At 40.7% G+C, this 17461-nt stretch carries 17 protein-coding genes and 1 riboswitch; of the genes, 6 read left to right on the plus strand and 11 right to left on the minus strand.

Annotation, left to right across the window (positions count from 1 at the left end; genetic code table 11):
- The first annotated feature begins 29 nt into the window (after positions 1-29).
- The 3 genes from ACTJJG_RS18005 (at position 30) to ACTJJG_RS18015 (ending at position 2349) form a co-directional block, all read left to right on the plus strand.
- Entirely contained in the window at positions 30-428 is a 399-nt protein-coding gene (locus ACTJJG_RS18005) for a hypothetical protein (protein WP_014206343.1), read from the plus strand.
- Between the two features lie 95 nt (positions 429-523).
- Positions 524-1468, plus strand: coding sequence for an ABC transporter permease (locus ACTJJG_RS18010; protein ID WP_130625562.1), 945 nt, complete (start codon positions 524-526; stop codon positions 1466-1468).
- The gene (locus ACTJJG_RS18015; RefSeq protein WP_130625563.1) at positions 1468-2349 is read left to right on the plus strand and encodes an ABC transporter ATP-binding protein; all 882 of its coding nucleotides are present in this window, start codon (positions 1468-1470) and stop codon (positions 2347-2349) included. Before ACTJJG_RS18010 ends, ACTJJG_RS18015 begins: the two co-directional genes overlap by 1 nt.
- 51 nt (positions 2350-2400) lie before the next feature.
- On the opposite strand, the gene ACTJJG_RS18020 is transcribed toward ACTJJG_RS18015, so the two are convergent.
- The 5 genes from ACTJJG_RS18020 to ACTJJG_RS18040 all read right to left on the minus strand — a co-directional run bounded on the left by ACTJJG_RS18020 (position 2401) and on the right by ACTJJG_RS18040 (position 6354).
- Positions 2401-3423 (minus strand): ABC transporter substrate-binding protein, encoded by a 1023-nt coding sequence (locus ACTJJG_RS18020; protein ID WP_130625564.1) that lies wholly within the window; start codon positions 3421-3423, stop codon positions 2401-2403.
- Complete coding sequence (gene atzF / locus ACTJJG_RS18025; RefSeq protein ID WP_130625565.1) at positions 3420-5231, minus strand: allophanate hydrolase; 1812 nt, start codon at positions 5229-5231, stop codon at positions 3420-3422. The genes ACTJJG_RS18020 and atzF overlap by 4 nt, the downstream gene beginning before the upstream one ends.
- Positions 5232-5243: 12 nt before the next feature.
- Positions 5244-5678 carry a CopG family ribbon-helix-helix protein gene (locus ACTJJG_RS18030; protein ID WP_001118705.1) on the minus strand — a complete coding sequence of 145 codons (435 nt, stop codon included), beginning with the start codon at positions 5676-5678 and terminating at the stop codon, positions 5244-5246.
- A 4-nt stretch (positions 5679-5682) separates the two neighbouring features.
- Positions 5683-5808: a hypothetical protein gene (locus tag ACTJJG_RS18035; RefSeq protein ID WP_130625566.1), complete on the minus strand. Its 126-nt coding sequence runs from the start codon at positions 5806-5808 to the stop codon at positions 5683-5685.
- 192 nt (positions 5809-6000) lie between these two features.
- Positions 6001-6354: a winged helix-turn-helix transcriptional regulator gene (locus ACTJJG_RS18040; protein ID WP_031960287.1), complete on the minus strand. Its 354-nt coding sequence runs from the start codon at positions 6352-6354 to the stop codon at positions 6001-6003.
- 92 nt (positions 6355-6446) lie between these two features.
- Here ACTJJG_RS18040 and ACTJJG_RS18045 point away from each other — a divergent pair, with 92 nt between their 5' ends.
- Positions 6447-6983 carry an NAD(P)H-dependent oxidoreductase gene (locus tag ACTJJG_RS18045; protein WP_130625568.1) on the plus strand — a complete coding sequence of 179 codons (537 nt, stop codon included), beginning with the start codon at positions 6447-6449 and terminating at the stop codon, positions 6981-6983.
- 40 nt (positions 6984-7023) lie between these two features.
- Here the strand turns inward: ACTJJG_RS18045 and uca are convergent, their stop codons facing one another.
- The 5 genes from uca to ACTJJG_RS18070 form a co-directional block, all read right to left on the minus strand.
- Positions 7024-10629: an urea carboxylase gene (gene uca, locus ACTJJG_RS18050; RefSeq protein ID WP_233752548.1), complete on the minus strand. Its 3606-nt coding sequence runs from the start codon at positions 10627-10629 to the stop codon at positions 7024-7026.
- A 2-nt stretch (positions 10630-10631) separates the two neighbouring features.
- Entirely contained in the window at positions 10632-11285 is a 654-nt protein-coding gene (locus ACTJJG_RS18055) for an urea amidolyase associated protein UAAP2 (protein WP_000217380.1), read from the minus strand.
- A gap of 15 nt (positions 11286-11300) precedes the next feature.
- Entirely contained in the window at positions 11301-12041 is a 741-nt protein-coding gene (locus ACTJJG_RS18060) for an urea amidolyase associated protein UAAP1 (protein WP_069120088.1), read from the minus strand.
- A gap of 28 nt (positions 12042-12069) precedes the next feature.
- A riboswitch (guanidine-I (ykkC/yxkD leader) is annotated at positions 12070-12165 on the minus strand.
- A 188-nt stretch (positions 12166-12353) separates the two neighbouring features.
- Positions 12354-13517: a zinc-dependent alcohol dehydrogenase gene (locus ACTJJG_RS18065; RefSeq protein ID WP_069120090.1), complete on the minus strand. Its 1164-nt coding sequence runs from the start codon at positions 13515-13517 to the stop codon at positions 12354-12356.
- 237 nt (positions 13518-13754) lie between these two features.
- Positions 13755-14705, minus strand: coding sequence for a 3-hydroxyacyl-CoA dehydrogenase NAD-binding domain-containing protein (locus ACTJJG_RS18070; protein ID WP_069120093.1), 951 nt, complete (start codon positions 14703-14705; stop codon positions 13755-13757).
- 204 nt (positions 14706-14909) lie between these two features.
- Here ACTJJG_RS18070 and yddG point away from each other — a divergent pair, with 204 nt between their 5' ends.
- A complete protein-coding gene (gene yddG / locus ACTJJG_RS18075) occupies positions 14910-15830 on the plus strand; it encodes an aromatic amino acid DMT transporter YddG (RefSeq protein ID WP_057077034.1) in 921 nt (306 codons plus the stop codon).
- A 140-nt stretch (positions 15831-15970) separates the two neighbouring features.
- Complete coding sequence (locus ACTJJG_RS18080) at positions 15971-16402, plus strand: SRPBCC family protein (protein WP_017481476.1); 432 nt, start codon at positions 15971-15973, stop codon at positions 16400-16402.
- A 102-nt stretch (positions 16403-16504) separates the two neighbouring features.
- Here the strand turns inward: ACTJJG_RS18080 and ACTJJG_RS18085 are convergent, their stop codons facing one another.
- Positions 16505-17020, minus strand: coding sequence for a TetR/AcrR family transcriptional regulator (locus tag ACTJJG_RS18085; RefSeq protein WP_069120096.1), 516 nt, complete (start codon positions 17018-17020; stop codon positions 16505-16507).
- Positions 17021-17461 lie beyond the last annotated feature (441 nt).

Below are 17461 nucleotides of genomic sequence, written 5' to 3' on the forward strand. Positions count from 1 at the left end.
GAAAGATAAGGTATTAAAGGAGAAAAATCATGTCTAATCAAATGGATCAGGCCATTCAAAGTGTAATTGACTTACATGTTTTAATAGAGAACGTATTTACAGGAAAAAATGCAGAGCAAAGCCTGAGTCCGCTTTTAGATAGCTTTGATCAAAATTTTAAGATGGTCACCGTTCAAGGGCACAGCATTGGTTTCGCAGAAGTGAATAGTTTATTTAGTCAGAATATCGGAAAAAAACCTTCTTTAAAAATCAACATTATTAAGAATACAGCTTTATACGAATTTGAAAATTATTGCTGGGTGCAATACCAAGAACATCAGCAAACCGATGAAACCGAGACAGTACGTACCTCTACGGCCTGCATTAGAGTAGAAGATAAAAAATGTTCTTGGGTGTATTTACATGAAACTTTAGTTCCCTCGTCTTAAGTCATCTAGAGCACCTTAAAGATGGCACTTATTTTGCTTAACAATATTACGTTTTATGAAAATCGTAATACTGATCAAAATGGGGAGCTCTCGATATGGGTTATGTTGCAAAGGAATTTACGCGAAAGAACAAGCTGATTCTCAGTATTTGTTCTTTCGTTATTCCAATATGTCTTTGGTGCGCAATCAGTTACTTACCTTTTGTTTGGCATCCTCAAGTACAAATCACAAGTTCAGGCAGTGTTTCTTACTTACAAGTAGGAAGTCGCATTGATAAAAATGTGTTCTATCTCGAAGCACAAAATGCAGTCAATCGAAATTCTGCACCACCACAAGGTATTTTAGTCAATCCGATTTATTTACCCGCTCCTCATGAAGTCGCTCAAGCTTTGGTCACCGCCTTTACCACACCACCAGAACAACCTGATTCACCGTGGTTTCATCAAAGTTTATGGCACAGTATTAAACTGGTTTTTTCAGCTTTTTTTATCTCTTCATTGATTGGAATTCCAATCGGTATTTTGTGTGGTTTTTCTAAGCGTATATCACTGTTAACAGAGCCTTTTGTCGAGTTTTTCCGTTACTTGCCCGCACCTGCATTTGGCGCGCTTGCAGTAGCAATTTTAGGAATTAATGATGCGCCTAAAATTGCCATTATTGTGATTGGTACGCTATTTCAGCAAATTCTAATTATTGCCAATACCACCCGAATGGTAGATCGAAGCTTAATTGAAGCTGGCTATACGCTTGGTACCAATAAGCTCAAAAGTTTATTTCACGTGGTGATTCCTGCGGCCTTACCTGATATTTACCGGGACTTACGTGTGCTATTGGGCTGGGCTTGGACCTATTTAATTGTTTCGGAGTTGATTGGTACGACCTCGGGTATTACATGGTTTATTACCCAACAGGCACGCTATCAAAACTTTGACAATGTCTATGCAGCTATTTTGATTATTGGTGTGATTGGTCTGGTCTGTGATTGGTTATTAATGAAGCTAGGTGAGCGGATGTTTACTTGGAAAGTAGGAGCAAAATAATGAACGATTCAACATTTAACGCGCATGAATACTTTCAAAAAATTTATGAACGTCCTGTTATTTTAGAAGCTAAACAACTGAGCCAAGTCTTTAAGCATGGTCAAAGCGAACGTACCGTTTTAAATAAGCTCGATTTAAAAATTCATAAAAGAGAATTTATTTGTGTGATTGGCCCTTCTGGCTGCGGTAAGTCAACACTGAGCCGTGTTATCGCAGGTTTAGACCCATACCATAGTGGTGAAGTTTTAGTAGACGGCGAATGCATTACGGGTCCATGTCCTGAACGCGGCATGGTGTTTCAGGGCTATACCCTTTTTCCTTGGAAAACTGTAAAAGAAAACGTGATGTTTGGTCCGCAAATGCGCGGCGCTAGTCAAATGACAGCCGAAGCTCAAGCACGTGAATGGATCAATATTATTGGTTTGGAAAAGTATGAAAATCAGTATCCACACCAACTTTCTGGTGGCATGAAACAGCGTGTTGCGATTGCTAGAGCTTTAGTTAATCAACCTAAAATCTTACTCATGGATGAACCTTTTGGTGCGCTCGACCCACATACTCGCCAAAAAATGCAAAAGCACTTGATGGATTTATGGCAAAACATTGATATCACCATTATTTTTGTCACCCATGACATGGATGAAGCTATTTTACTGGCAGACCGAATTGTGGCACTCAAAGCCAATCCCGGTGAAATTAAAGAAATTATTGAAGTTAATTTGCCGCGTCCACGCTCACTCGACTTGATGAGCACACCTGAGTTTAAACAGCTCCGCTCATGGGTAGATTATTTAGTTCACGCTGAAGAAGATGAGCTTGACCCTGCCTTACAAGACTTACCGAAAATACCGCGTATGACTCAGGTTAGTACAGAAAAATAAGTCAGACATTAAAAAGCCCAAGTTGAACTTGGGCTTTTTAATTTATGGGGTTTATTTAAGTTGTTCTATGAGTGTTGGATAAATCAGCCCATCTACATTTTGTTCGGTTTTATAAATACCGTTTTCGACGTTAAATTTATTGACGTGATAGCTAGAGCCATAAATCGAGTCAAAGCCTTGAGATTTAGCAAATACTTTTTTATTGGCACTGATATCTAATAAATGCGTACCGCTGACCATCAACTCATATTGTTTTGGGTCGACGCCTGAACGGTTTGCCATAATTTTAACCGCATCGGCATGAGTTGCAGGGTCATTAATATATTTAACTGTTTTATCCCACACCTGAATGACTTTTTTCCATTCCTCTTGATGAGCTGTTAAATGGCTCATGTTGACTGTTAATGTGTCGTAAATTAAACCTGGCTTGTCTTTAGATGTGTAGATAATTTTAGAGCCTGCCACTGCTTTTAATGCTTGACCTGCAACAGGTTGCCAAACAGCAATCGCAGAAATATCTGGGCTATTAAACACTTGAGGTAATTGGTTTGTCGCCGAATTTACCAGCTTCACCTCATTCGCTTTAATGTTATGATCGGTCAAAGCAGTTGCTAGCAAAAGATGATCAACCAAGCCTTTTTCAACACCGATTGATTTTCCTTTTAAGTCTTGAATGGTATTAATGCCCTCTTTTGCAATAATGACATCATTGCCCGCAGAATAATCCGTTGCCATGATCATCATGCCTTGCGTACCGCCCGAAGCAGTTACCAAGTTATCGCCATTGGTGACCAACACAGCATCGAGCTGATTTGCGGAAAAGGCTGACAGAGAAGCCGAATAATCAAACCATTTAAACTCTACATTTAGCCCTGCTTCTTTTAACCAGCCTTTTTCAATAGCCACTTGCCAAGCCACCCAGCCCGGCCAATCACTATAGCCAATGGTAATTGGTTTTGTATTTGTGGATGCCTGAGTGTCTTGTTTAGCCTCAGGCACTTTAGCGGTATTGTCACACCCACCCAATATAACTGCCGATAAAATAGATACGGATAACAACGCTTTTTTAATCATATAGAAACTTCCCCAACATTTTTACTAACAACATTTTGAGCAGTTTGATTGAGTGACTTTATATAGGCTCGCCAGCCTCCAAAATGGCTAATATCGGTTGCATCTTGAATAGCATAAGCTTCGCAAATAAAGCCTTTGACCCATGTTCCATCTTTTAATTTCAGGTTCCCAATACCAAGTGGTGCAGGCACTTCAGCCACAATGGCTCCAAAATTTGCTAAAGGAACATCCCACACTTCCACTTCAATGGACGTACCTGCTGCGTCACATTGCGGTCCCGGCTTTGGTGGCGTGGTATTTTTCAAGGCAAAGAGTTTATAAGTCTCTGCGGTCTGGGTTTTCTTGAGCAAAGTGGCATTACGGCTAGTGAGCTGAAAATTAAGTGGCATGCCTGTTAAGTGTGCTCCCACTACAGCAAGCTGCACTGAATGATTCGATTGGATTTCTAGACTTTTTTGATAATGCTGAGTTGATTTACCTAAACTCAGCGATGTTTCGGCTTGCCAAAGCTGCGCAAAATTGACGAGTGCCTGATCGTGCCAAGCTGGTGCAATAAAGGTTACGCCGCTTGGTAGGCCGTCTTCACGGAGTACGTTAGGTAAAGCTAAAGCCGAAAGATCAGCAAAATTGACAAAGTTGGTATATGCCCCCATGTGTGCATTTTTAGTCAACGGGTCAGCTTCAACTTCGGCAATGGTATAAATGGTTGGTGCTGTCGGAACCATCAATGCATCAAAAGGTTGTAATGCCAAATTAATTTTTCGAGCCAGAACGGCACGGTTATATTCGGCTTGAAGTGCATCTGTTGCCTTGAATTTATCTGCCTGCGCAATAATTTGAGCAATGACTGGATGAGCCTTTTCACGTGTTGTCATGCGTTCAACGGCGACTGTTCTTTCCGCTACCCAAGCATCGTTATACAGTGCAGCAGCAAGCTCATTAAACGCACTGAAATCAATACTCTCAACGTCATAGCCTAGTTTTTTTAAGCGCTCGACTGCAACTAAAAAGGCTTTTTCAGATTCCAGATCGCCATAAAACTCAAGCTGAGCTGGAATGGCAATTTTTCTTTTAGAAAATTGAGTCGGTACATTGGCTGGATGTGCTCGTGAATATTCATCTGTTTCATCATAGCCCTGTATTAAACTGGCAACTGTCCACGCATCATCAATATGTAGCGCAAAAATAGAAATGACATCAATGGTTCGACATGCAGGAATTAAACCTGTGGTAGAAAACCAGCCTTTTGTCGGTTTAAGGCCCACAATATTGTTATGGCCAGCAGGAACACGCCCTGACCCTGCCGTGTCTGTCCCTAAACTAAAAGGTACAATACCGTTGGCAACCACCACCGAAGAACCTGAGCTTGAACCCCCACTGATATATTCAGGGTTAAAACTATTTTTTACTGCACCGTATGGAGAGCGAACACCAACTAGTCCCGTTGCAAACTGATCGAGATTAGTTTTACCAACCACAATTGCCCCTGCTTTTTTTAGCTTGGCTACTACGGCAGCATCTTGTGTCGCTAAATATTGAACCTCTTTACAGGCAGCAGTGGTGTGAAAACCAGCAACATCAATGTTGTCTTTAACTGCAAATGGCACACCATATAAAGGTAAGTCAGCAATATTCTGGTCGTTTAAAACATCAATTTGTGCCTGAATCTGCTCGTTCGATGCAATTTCAATCCACGCATTATCATCATTTTTAATTTCTGCAACGTAGCCAATCAGATCTGCAAGATGGATTTGCCCGTTTTGATATGCTGTTTTCCAGTCTTGAATTGTCCATAAATTTTTCAACACGCTACTCCTCATTTAGTCATTTTGCTGTATAGGCGGCATGACGGCATCCATCAGTTCTAAATGCCCTTTAATCACCCCTTTCAGCACAATAAATTGCTGGCTAATTTGTCTGAGTTCAGAACTCGCGCCCTGCATTAACATGACTTGCAATATCTTTTGTTGGTCGAGCTGGATATGAAGTGAACTAATCACCTGTGCTAAAAACTGTTGTTGTAAATCGACCAATTGATTACGCAAGGTCATTTGGCTAGCGTCATAAAGCAGCGTCAACGTGCCTACCATGACCTCATTGGCCTGCGCCTGTTCTGCAATTAAGTGTTTATTAATCATGTCGACAATGGCTTGCGAGCGACTTTCATAGTTCTGCTCGACAATTTTTTGGTCGAGTGCGTTGAGGGTCGTTTCAGGTACAGTAATACTGATTCGAGCCAACTTTTGTTTTGCCACAGTCTTATCCTTTTGCTTTATTCGGATGATTGTTTTGCTTGATATATACGCCTGCACGTACGCTAAGCAATTCGACTAAAAAGGCTTTTAAGGATTGCTTTGGTTGAACCATAGGTTTTACATCGTTCATATCGCACCTCTAGTTTGGTATTACCAAATTCAGTTTTTGTATTACTGATAAGAGATGCAGAAAATGTGCCAGTTTTTAAGCGTCTTTTTGATGGGCTTGGCAGAGATTTGTGAGTGATTTTTGGGCAAGAAAAAGCCCCATGCACAGGGATGGGGCTAATATTTATATTTTTAAAAAGTTAATTTTTTCATCTTATGACTGATTAATCATCGTATGTGCCCATACCGATAAAGACTCTAAAACAGGTTTAAAAGACTGCCCTAATTCGGTCATTTCATAAACCACTTTAATTGGTGCTTTTTCACCATAAACGGTTCGAGATATTAAGCCACTTTGCTCTAATTGTTTGAGTTGAAGGCTTAAGGTCATTTCTGTGATGGTGGGCATTAATTGATTGATTTCATTAAAACGTTTTGGTCCATCTTTTAGATAATACAAAATAACGCATTTCCATTTTCCACCCACCAAGTCCATAGCCATACTGATATGACATGGATACGTTTTTCCATTCATGGTGATTTCACATTTATTTTCAGTATTTGCCATTTTTCATGCCACCTATCAACTTTGATAGTTATTGTACGCCAATACTATAAAAATTATAGTGACTATTATTTTTATAGTTTAAAGGTATTCTCATGGCTTTACTGATTTTAGCTCATCCCTACTACGCGCAATCTATTGCAAATAAAACGATTGTGAATGAACTCGTAAAAACCTATCCAGACCTTGAAGTCCGAGATATTTTCCAACTTTATCCAGACTACCAAATTGATGTAAGTGCTGAACAAGAAGCCTTGTTGCGCCATGACACCATCATTCTGCAATATCCTATGTTCTGGTTTAATATGCCGGCAATTTTGAAATTATGGTTTGATGAAGTTTTTACTTATCAGTTTGCTTATGGCTCTCAAGGCGACAAATTAAAAGATAAAAAAGTCATTATTAGTATGACAGTCGGGCAAAAAGAAGCTGACATGGTAAATGAACGAGAAAACTTAATTGATAGCTTTTTAAAAGCGGTTCAATATTCAATTCAATATACGCAAATGCAGTTAAGCAGCACATTCTTGCTTTATGACGTATCGCCTTTATCGGGTAACCCAGAGTCGAAAATTAAATTAGAAGCTGTGGAACATGGTCATAAAGTATTAAAGCATTTGACCGAAGCATAAGGTTTAAAGAGAGCATTGATATTAATGCTCTCTTTTTAATTTAGGCCACAGGTGCCAAGGTAAATAGCACTTGTCCTGTTTTTACGGTTTGCCCTTTTTCAATGGTAATGGTTTCTACTTTCATGCGTTCTGGCGCAATAATCGGAATTTCAATTTTCATTGCCTCAATTACCGCAAGGGTTGCGCCTTCTTCAACAATATCCCCCGATGCACATTCGATTTTCCAGATTGAGCCTGGCATGTGTGATTCGACTGCACACCCCCCTTCAGGAATAACTACGGTTTCGCCCTCATCTACAGCATCTAGGCTTTCAGAGATATATTCTTGCAAGCCCGCTTCGTGCCAACGGCGGCGCTCAGCCTCAAAGTTAGCTTGCTGTGTATCTTTAAAGGCTTGAATGCTATCTTGATGTGTTTTTAAAAATTCGTTGTATTCTTTTAGGTTGAGTACACCATCTTCAATGCGAAGTTGTAGTCGGCCCGCCTTAAAGTCTTCACGCATTTGCAGAAGTTCAGCCTCAGAAACTTCATAAAACTTAACTTGGTCAAAAAAGCGTAATAACCACGGTTTGCCATCTTCGAAGTCGGCATTTTTACGATAACGACTCCACATTTGAGTAGTACGGCCAACAAACTGGTAACCACCCGGTCCTTCCATACCGTACACACACATATAAGCCCCGCCAATGCCGACCGCATTTTCAGGTGTCCAAGTTCGTGCCGGATTATATTTTGTGGTGACTAAACGTTGGCGTGGGTCGAGCGGCGTTGCAACGGGTGCACCTAAATACACATCGCCTAACCCCATCACCAAATAGTTTGCACTATAGACCACATCTTTAACCGCTTGCTTTGAAGCTAAGCCATTAATACGGCGTATAAACTCGACGTTATCTGGGCACCACGGCGCATCTGGACGAACAATTTGTGTATAGCGTTCGGTGGCAAGTTGAGTTTGTGAATCTTCCCAAGCCAAAGGCAAATAGACAGTCCGTGAAGGCACCTGCATATTTTGAATATCGGGTAATTCGGCTTCTGCCTGTTGAAGTTTCTGTAAAAGCTCAAGTTGATCGAGTTGAATTGAATCAAAATGAATTTGTAGTGAACGAATACCCGGTGTTAAATCGATAATACCCTGAATGTTTTGATCTTTGACCCATTGCATGAGCGCATGAATACGGAAGCGTAAATTTAAATCGAGTACTAACTCACCATATTCCACCAACAAATAGCTATTTCCTGCTGGTCGATAGGTCACGCTTGGTAAATCAGTTTTACCTTCTAAAGTAGCTAAAACTGCATCTTTTAAAGTGTCGGGTTCTGCTTGAATGGATGGGTTGAAATTGATCTGAGTTGTATCGGTCGTGTTTAAGCTTTGATGATATTTTTGATCAAGTGCTTTTGCTTGCGTGTAACTCACAGGTACAAATTTAACTTTATCACCTGCTTTTAGCTGCCCGATTTTCCAAAGCTCGGAATGAATGACTACCGCAGGGCAAACAAAGCCACCTAAGCTCGGACCATCCGGACCCAAAATAATTGGCATATCACCCGTAAAATCAATTGCCCCAATCGCATAAGCATTGTCATGAATATTGGAAGGATGCAAACCCGCCTCACCGCCGTCTTCACGTGCCCACTCAGGTTTTGGCCCAATCAAACGAATGCCTGTCCGGCTTGAGTTATAGTGAATTTCGAACTCATTGGCAAAGAACGTATCAATATCTTGTTTGGTAAAAAAATCTGGTGCGCCATGTGGGCCATACATGACTGCAATTTCCCAGTTTTGGGTAAAGCTAGGAATTTGTGCTTGAGCTAGAGCTGTGGTCGAGTAAGCGGAATATTCAGTAATTGGCAGCATATCGCCAATTAATAAATTACGGCCTGCGTGCCCACCAAACTGTCCCAAAGTAAAAGTTGCCTGTGAGCCTAGGTAGTCAGGAACATCAAAACCACCTTTAACGCCAATATAGCTACGGCAACCTGAACGGATAAGCCCACATTTTAAAACTTGGCCTTTTTTTACATTGATGGTTTGCCACATCGGCACAAGTTCGCCATCAAGTTTTGAAGGCATATCACCGCCTGTAATGACAATTTGGCTATCGCAGTGAAACTTTAAAGTTGGCCCTTGCAAGGTACATTCAAGTCCTGCCGTATTTGGTTGATTGGCTAAAAGCTGATTTGCCACAGTTAAACTGAGTGGATCGATGGCACCTGATGGCGGCACCCCAACATCCCAATAACCTAATCGACCTGTTACGTCTTGAATGGCAGTTTGAATGCCAGCCTGCAACACCTCAATTTTTTGAGTTTTCCATTCAAACGTATTTAAAAAACGAGTGGTTTGAGTACCTAAAGCAAATACATCACAAGCAATAATATTTTGTAAGTATTCCAGATTGGTTTCAATGCCTGCGACTTGCGTGTTGGCAAGACTAGTACTCATTGCCTGTATGGCTTGGTCCCGTGTTGCAGCAGTCACAATGATTTTGGCAATCATTGGGTCATAAAAAGACGATACCGTTGAACCTGTTTCTACCCATGTTTCGACTCGAGCTTGCGGGTCAAATTTAACGTGGGTAAGTAGACCTGCACTCGGCTGGAACTGTTTAATTGGGTCTTCGGCATAAAGACGTACCTGAATGGAATGTCCTGTTGGCTCTAACTTTTTAGTGGGTGCAGACCAGTCAGCGCTTGCCAAGGTAACCATCCACTCGACCAAGTCGACACCAAACACTTGCTCGGTCACGCCGTGCTCGACTTGCAAACGCGTGTTAACCTCTAAGAAATAAAACTCTTGGGTTTCGGTGTCCATAACAAACTCAACTGTGCCTGCCGAGCGGTAGTTCACAGACTGCATAAGTTGAATCGCAACTTTTTGAAGATAGTCGCGTTGCTGTTCATTTAAGTGTGGTGCAGGTGTTTCTTCAATCACTTTTTGATTACGGCGTTGCACCGAACAATCACGCTCACCCAAGGCTAAAACTTGCCCTTTCCCATCACCAAAAATTTGTACTTCGATGTGACGCGCATGTTGTACAAATTTTTCTAAATACAAACCTGCATCTTTAAAATTGACCTGCGCTAAATAAGACACGGTTTGATAAGCATCTTTTAATTCGTTTTCATTCCAAACCAGACGCATACCAATACCACCACCGCCCGCGGTACTTTTCAGCATGACCGGATAACCAATACGGGCCGCTTCGATTAAAGCCTCAGCTTCATCGGCAAGTAGTGAGCTGCCCGGAAGTAGAGGTACATTACTTTTAATAGCAAGTTCACGTGCAGTATGTTTTAAACCAAAATCGAGCATTTGGCTTGAAGTTGGCCCAATAAACGCAATGCCTTGGCTTTCGCACAAATCACAAAACTCGGCATTTTCAGACAAAAAACCATAACCAGGGTGAATGGCTTCTGCTCCCGACTGTTTTGCAACTTCAAGGATTTTTTCAATATTTAAATAACTTTGATGGGCAGGTGCAGGACCAATTAGGAAAGCTTCATCGGCCAAAGTCACGTGTAAAGAATCACGATCTGCTTCGGAGTAAACAGCCACCGAAGCGATCCCGAGTTTTTTAAGGGTGCGAATTACGCGACAGGCAATTGCACCGCGGTTAGCAATCAGAACTTTTTTAAACATGCTTACACCCCTTCCGCTTCACGGACAACCAGTTGAATTTTGGTTGGGTTATAGGCATTACATGGGTTATTGAGCTGAGGACAATTGGAAATTAAAACAATTAAATCCATTTCCGCCCGAACTTCGACATATTTACCGGGGCCTGAAATTCCGTCATCAAATTTAAGCTGACCGTCTGGTGTCACAGGCACATTCATAAAAAAGTTAATGTTTGGACCGATATGACGGACATTTAAACCATGCTTTTTTGCAATCGGATGTTTTGCCAAGGCATACATAAAGTTGTTACGGCAACTATGCATAGGGTATGTTTCATGTGCATAGCGAACCGTATTACTTTCACAAGAACAGGCACCGCCAATGGTGTCATGGCGACCACAGTTATCATCATGAATGACGGCAATTGGGCGGCCAAAGTTACTGTAGAGCTTGGTGCCCTTTTCTAAATAAATCTGTTGGTTGATAGCCAAAGTGTCCATTGCGCTATAACGCTCAGTTGGGTTTTCAGCACTCATAAACAAAGTATCGACCGCTTGGTTTCCCTCAAGGTCAATAATTCGAAAATATTGGCCCTTTTTAACCTCGCACATCCACGCTTCACCCGCAGGACAAACTTCATTTAAAACTGCTTTTTCAAATGATTGTAAAACTGTCATGATGCTTCTCCTGATTTAAATATTGCTAAGCGCGTAGTAGCGGGCTGTGTTTTGAAACGCACGCTGATTTTGTGAACACGCATCACGACAAATATCGTTGTCTGTTAGAGAGTTGGCTTTAAATAGACTGAGTTGAATATCAGCAGGTTGATAGATTGGGCTGGTGTCTAAACCATGCGGCGCGGCAGATAAAAATAGCAGGCAGTCCATTTCAAAACGCAGTTCAATGGTTTGATCGGTGTTGTCAGAGCTGACATAAGACAAAGCGCCGTTTTCATCTGGTGCAACTTTAGAAAATAGGTTAACGGCGGCACTCAGGTCTTGGCTGGCAAGTCCGTATTTACACATTTCAATGAGTAAGCTGTCCAAGCCATTTTGGTACATATCATTGCGGGCATCTTGAAATGTGCGATTGCCGAATTGCTTTTCAATTTGCTCAGGTCGGCTTGGGCCACAAAGTGCATCGTTCCAGCCATGATCATCATGAACAATGGAAGCCATCACACGGCCTAGGTCTGAGTACAGCACATTAGAAGCTTTTAAATAGGCGGTGTGTTGCCCTTTTAAACTGTCGGGCATGTTAAAACGTTCAAGCACATCGGCAGCATTTACACAAAACAAAGAAACATTTGCCTGAACGCCTAGCGATGTAAATCTAAGAATAGTTCCTTTTTGAATACGACCCGACCAGTGATGTCCGCCGGGTAAAAGTTCGGTCCAAATCGCCTGATTGTTATGATAACTTGCAGTGTTCATAGCTACTCCTGTCGGATAGTTTTAGACTTCCTCCCGGGCTTTTATCCCTCCGTGTAGTTCGCTAGGAACCGTGAACTCTCGGTCCAGACATACTGTAAGTATCGGAACCCTAGATCACTTTTGATTGCTTAAGACTATGCAAAGGACATGCCAGCTTAGTATTACGTTTTTGATTAAAAGTAATACTAAGATTGGGCAATTTGAGTGCGATTTAAAATACAAAATAAAAAGCTGCACTAAAAGTTGTGCATTTCAAAATAAAAAAGCCCCTTTCACTAAGAGGCTTAAGAATGAATTATAAGATTGAGAATGTTAAGGAAGCAGAATCACCTTACGACAGTCCTCTTCTCTTTCATTAAAAATGCGATATCCCTCTGCGGCATCTTCTAATTTCATTCGGTGGGTAATAATCGTTTCAGGTGTTAATTCACCACGCTCAATCAATTCTAACAGTTGCGGTAAATATTGATGCACATGGGTTTGGCCCATTTTAAAAGTCAGTCCTTTATCAAAAGCATCGCCAAATAAGAAACCATGAATCGGGCCTGCATATACACCCGGTACGCTGACCACTCCACCACGGCGAACCGCGGCAATACATTGACGCAGTGCTGCACCACTTGAACCTTCAAGTTTTAAATTGGTCAGGACTGTTTCAATCACACTGCCTTTCGCCTCGAAACCAATGGCATCAATCACCGCATCGACACCGCGGTAATTGTCGGTATGTTGAATAATAAATTCAGCAGCATCGACTTCGTCGAAATTCACTGGAATAGCACCGTATGTTGTCGCTGCATAGTTCAATCGATAGTCATTGTGATCGACCATAAATATCTTTTCAGCACCGAGCATCTTGGCACAAGCAGCGCTTAACAGTCCGACTGGACCAGCACCATAAATTGCAACGGTCGAGCCACGTTTCACTTGGGCATTGGTCACGGCTTGCCAAGCAGTCGGTAAAATATCAGTCAAGAAAAGTACTTTTTCATCTGACAGTGAAGTTGGCACTTTAAAAGGGCCTTTATTGGCTTTTGGCACACGCACATATTCTGCTTGCCCGCCCGGTACACCGCCGTAAAGATGGCTATAACCAAACAAAGCTGCGCCTGGTGGAATCTGCTTTTTATTAATAATTGCGCCGCGCCCTGTATTCGTGGTTTCGCAGGCAGCAGTTAGGTCAAGTTGGCAAAAGAAACATTCGCCACAGGCAATCACAAAAGGAACAATGACACGATCACCCTTTTTGACTGCGGTGACAGCTGGGCCGACCTCTTCAACCACACCCATAAATTCGTGCCCAAAGATATCACCCTGTTCGGTTCTAGGGATTTTGCCTCGATATAAATGTAAATCAGAGCCACATATCGCTGTGGCAGTCACGCGTAAAATAATGTCATCTGGTTCTTGAATAATAGGGTCTGCTACTGTTTCTACTCGAACATCTTCTGCACCGTGGTAAGTTAGAGCGCGCATATTGTTATTCCTCTATTTTCTATCATGTCCTTTGATTATGAGGAGGCTTTCTTTACGGTTTGCAACGATTCTTACTTTTCACGTAAGGCATATAGTTCAAATGCAACGCGATAGGAATTTCAGTAACATTTAATGAATCTAGGATTGTTTCAGCTAGGCATGTTTTTGTTATTTACCCCAACAAAAAAAGCCAATCATCTCTGCAATAAAATGACTGGCTTGTCTTCAAAATTTGACTCAATCTAACTTTAGTTGTTGTCTGAGCTTTAAGATATCGACCAGACCTTTATCTCTGGTTTCATATAAATCAATATTTTTATATTGGGTTAACAGCTGGTTGGTTTGTGTTTCCAATAATTCTGTTGTCTCGTCTGAATGTTGAAATGCATGCATATCATTCCACCATTCTGTCATTGGTGGGCCTAAATGATGAATTGCTTCTTTAAAGCCCTTTTGGTTGGCAAGCTGCATATTAATGTAGGGACCAAAGAGCGCCCATCTTAAACCTGGCCCGCTGGTAATCGCGACATCGACATCTTCGGCAGAGCACACGCCTTGTTCAACCAGTGAAAAAGCTTCTCGCCATAGCGCAGCCTGCAAACGGTTTGCGACATGCCCTTTTACTTCTTTATTTAAAACAATTGGATTCTTGCCCAGTTGTTTATAGAACTCAGAAGCCTGTTTTAAAATTTGAGGATCAGTCAGATTACCGCCAACGATCTCGACCAAAGGTAAAAGATGAGGTGGATTAAAAGGATGACCTAATAAAATACGTTCAGGATGTTGCGCCTCTTTTTGAAAATCAGACACTTTTAAGCCCGATGAACTTGAAGCAATAATGGTATGTTCAGGGCAATATGCTGTGATTTCTTGATATAGCTGTTGTTTTACATCCAGACGTTCTGGGGCATTTTCTTGAATAAAATCTACATCTGAAACTGCATCTTTTAAATAATTAAAAATTTCTAGATGAAGCAGTACATCTGCTAGAGAATAACTGTGTTCAGCGTTTTGGTCTAAAGCCAATAAATCATTTAAATTTGCAGATATTCTATTTTTAAAGACCGCTTCATCTATAGGATACGGGTCGTAAACCTTAACTTTAAATCCTTTATATAAAAATAAGGCCGTCCAACTTGCACCTATTACACCTGCTCCAACAACACCAACCGTTTTAATGACTTCCATATTTTCCTCGTAAGAATGTTGTTTTATTCGAAATTTCTTTACTCAATTGAATGCTTAAATAAACATAGCAGATTCAACCAATCAATAAATTTAATTGTTTATATTTTATATAATTTGTCCTATATTCCTTAGCTTGAAAATTGATTCCTTTCATTAGTACAACCTCATCTTTTACCATTTTTTAACCGTTATTTACTGAATTTTATGTCAAAAAATCTAGCAACATTGATTGGTTTAAGCGCCATTCTCATGTGGGCATCTCTGGTGGGCTTAATGAAACAAGTCAGTGCCGCCATTGGGCCTGAGCTAGGTGTTACCTTTATTTATTCTTTAAGTACGCTACTGTTGCTTGCCATTTTCAAAGTTCCAGATTTTAAGCAGATCTCTAAAAAATTCTTAATATTTGGCACAATTCTGTTCGTGGCTTATGAGGTGTGCTTCTCGTTTGCGATTGCTTATTCTCAGACAGCACGGCAAGCCATTGAAATTAGTATTGTTAACTATCTGTGGCCGAGTTTAACGGTTTTAGCTTTTGTTATTTTTAAGGAATTAAAGTTTAATTTCCTTATTATTTTAGGTTTAATGCTTTCAATTTTCGGCATTATTTTTATTCAAACTGGAAGCGGTGATTTTAGTCTAAATAGTCTTGTCGATAATTTTCATAGCAACCCACTGAGCTATATTTTGGCATTTGCAGGCGCCATCATTTGGGCTTTTTACTGTGTACTCACCAAAAAATTAAGTAATGGGCAAAATCCAATTTCCATTTTCTTTGTTGGTGTCGCGCTCACTCTCTGGCTCAAGCTGCTTGTATCGGGGCAATTCGCTATTCCGTCAATGGATATTCCAACAGTCATCACCCTTTTAGTAGCGTCTGCTGCCATGGGTTTTGGTTATGCCGCGTGGAATATTGGCATCATTCATGGAAACATTACCGTGCTTGTGGTGGCCTCTTATTTCACCCCAATCATTTCGTCTATTTTGGCAATGTTTGTTTTACAAACTCAATTATCGATGAGCTTTTGGCAAGGAACAGCAATGGTGACGGCTGGTTCCTTTATTTGCTGGGTTTCAACCAACTGGTCTGTGATTCAGCCCTTCTTTAAAAAATTAAGAAAAGGCTAAAAAGCATTGTAGATGTACCAAAGTGAATTTTTTAAGTATGCGATAACTCCGACGAAGAAGAATTCCCCCATTGCCCAAAGCGTGCTAACATCCAAATTCTGACAATTACCAATGTCAAAATAATTTCTAGAGGAAATAAGATGTTAAAAACTCAAAAAATCAACATCGTACAAGAATTTGATGCACCCGTAGACAAGGTATTTGCAACCTTAAGTGAGCATGAAAACCTAAGTAAGCTTTTTGCTCCTGCTAAAGTGACTCGCATTAGCAACGGAAAAGACGCTCGTAATGGTGTTGGCTCTGCGCGCAAAATGTCTATTCCATTGACCCCTTCGTTTGTAGAAACCAATTTAGTCTATAAAGAAAATGAACTGATTGAATATGCGATTACCAGCGGTATTAGCCCAATTAAAGGTCACCGTGGTGTAATGAAATTTACTGACTTGGGAAATAATCGTAGTCGTTTGGATTACACCATTAGCTTTAAAGGTCGCGTACCTTTTATTGGTCCTATAATTAAAGCCGCTCTACAAAATGGTGTGAGTCGTGGGCTTAAAAAACTTAAGTTTTAATAGACCAATATCCACAAAAAAGCCCAATCTCGGGCTTTTTGTTTTTAAGATTTAAGTTGAATGCTCAGATAGCATAAATAAAAAGTAAGCTAATAATTTATCTCATTCATCTACGCTATTGGCACTTAACAGCTGAACCATTGCTCCATCAATTGCAAATAGAAACATGTGGGCATCTTTTATTGAAGCGGTAGTTTTGACAGTAAGAAGCAGCTTATAAAGCTCATTTATAAACCAGTTTCTATAATCAACAACCACTCGATAAGCCGTTGCATAACACTTTTCAATTTCAAAAATTGCTTTAAATGGTAAACGGTAAAATCCTTCTAAATTGGCATGTAAAAAGTAAATTTGCTTGAGTTTATCGAACACCATAAGTTCGCTGTATGAATTGATAATTGAAAGGACTTTTACTTTGAGCGCATCCGTTTGAAAGGTTAAACACATCTCGATCAGTCGTGCTTTTGAATGAAAGATGTTATAGAAAGTCGCTTTGGGGATTTTGGCTTCAGCAATAATTCGGTCAACCCCGACCTTGTTAAATCCATCTTGATTAAATAAATCTTTTGCTGTGTGCAGCACTCGTAGTGCTCTAAATGAAGATTCTAAATTGTTCATATATACCGCTTAAAATAATTTTTTGTTGTATGTAAAAGAGATAGAAATGCCGTCACTCTTAAATTGAGTGCTAAAAACAGGCATACAAAAGCGGCACAAAATGGTGTGCTCGCCTATCTCTGGTTTATTGTTGCTATGATTTTTGAGTCGTAATGATGTTTAGGCGTAAAAACCTAGAGTCGTCAAAACCGATTTATAGAATGTTTAAACGGTATGAATAGAAAGAGTTTGGGAAAGGCCAAAAATTGAGAAGAATTAGTACGCATAGCGGACTCCTTTGGCTATAAAGAAGTTTCACCGCATTACTGCTAAATAATGGTGGTGAAACGAAAGAGGGTTAGCAGACTGGAGCCAAAGAATCCAGCACACCCGAGGGTGTCCCCCTTCCGTTCTGAACTGCACCCCATAAGTTAGACTTTTAAAACTTATGAGGTGTGCTCT

Origin of the sequence: Acinetobacter sp. 22512 (assembly GCF_052044755.1) — a bacterium.
GTDB lineage: Bacteria > Pseudomonadota > Gammaproteobacteria > Pseudomonadales > Moraxellaceae > Acinetobacter > Acinetobacter pittii.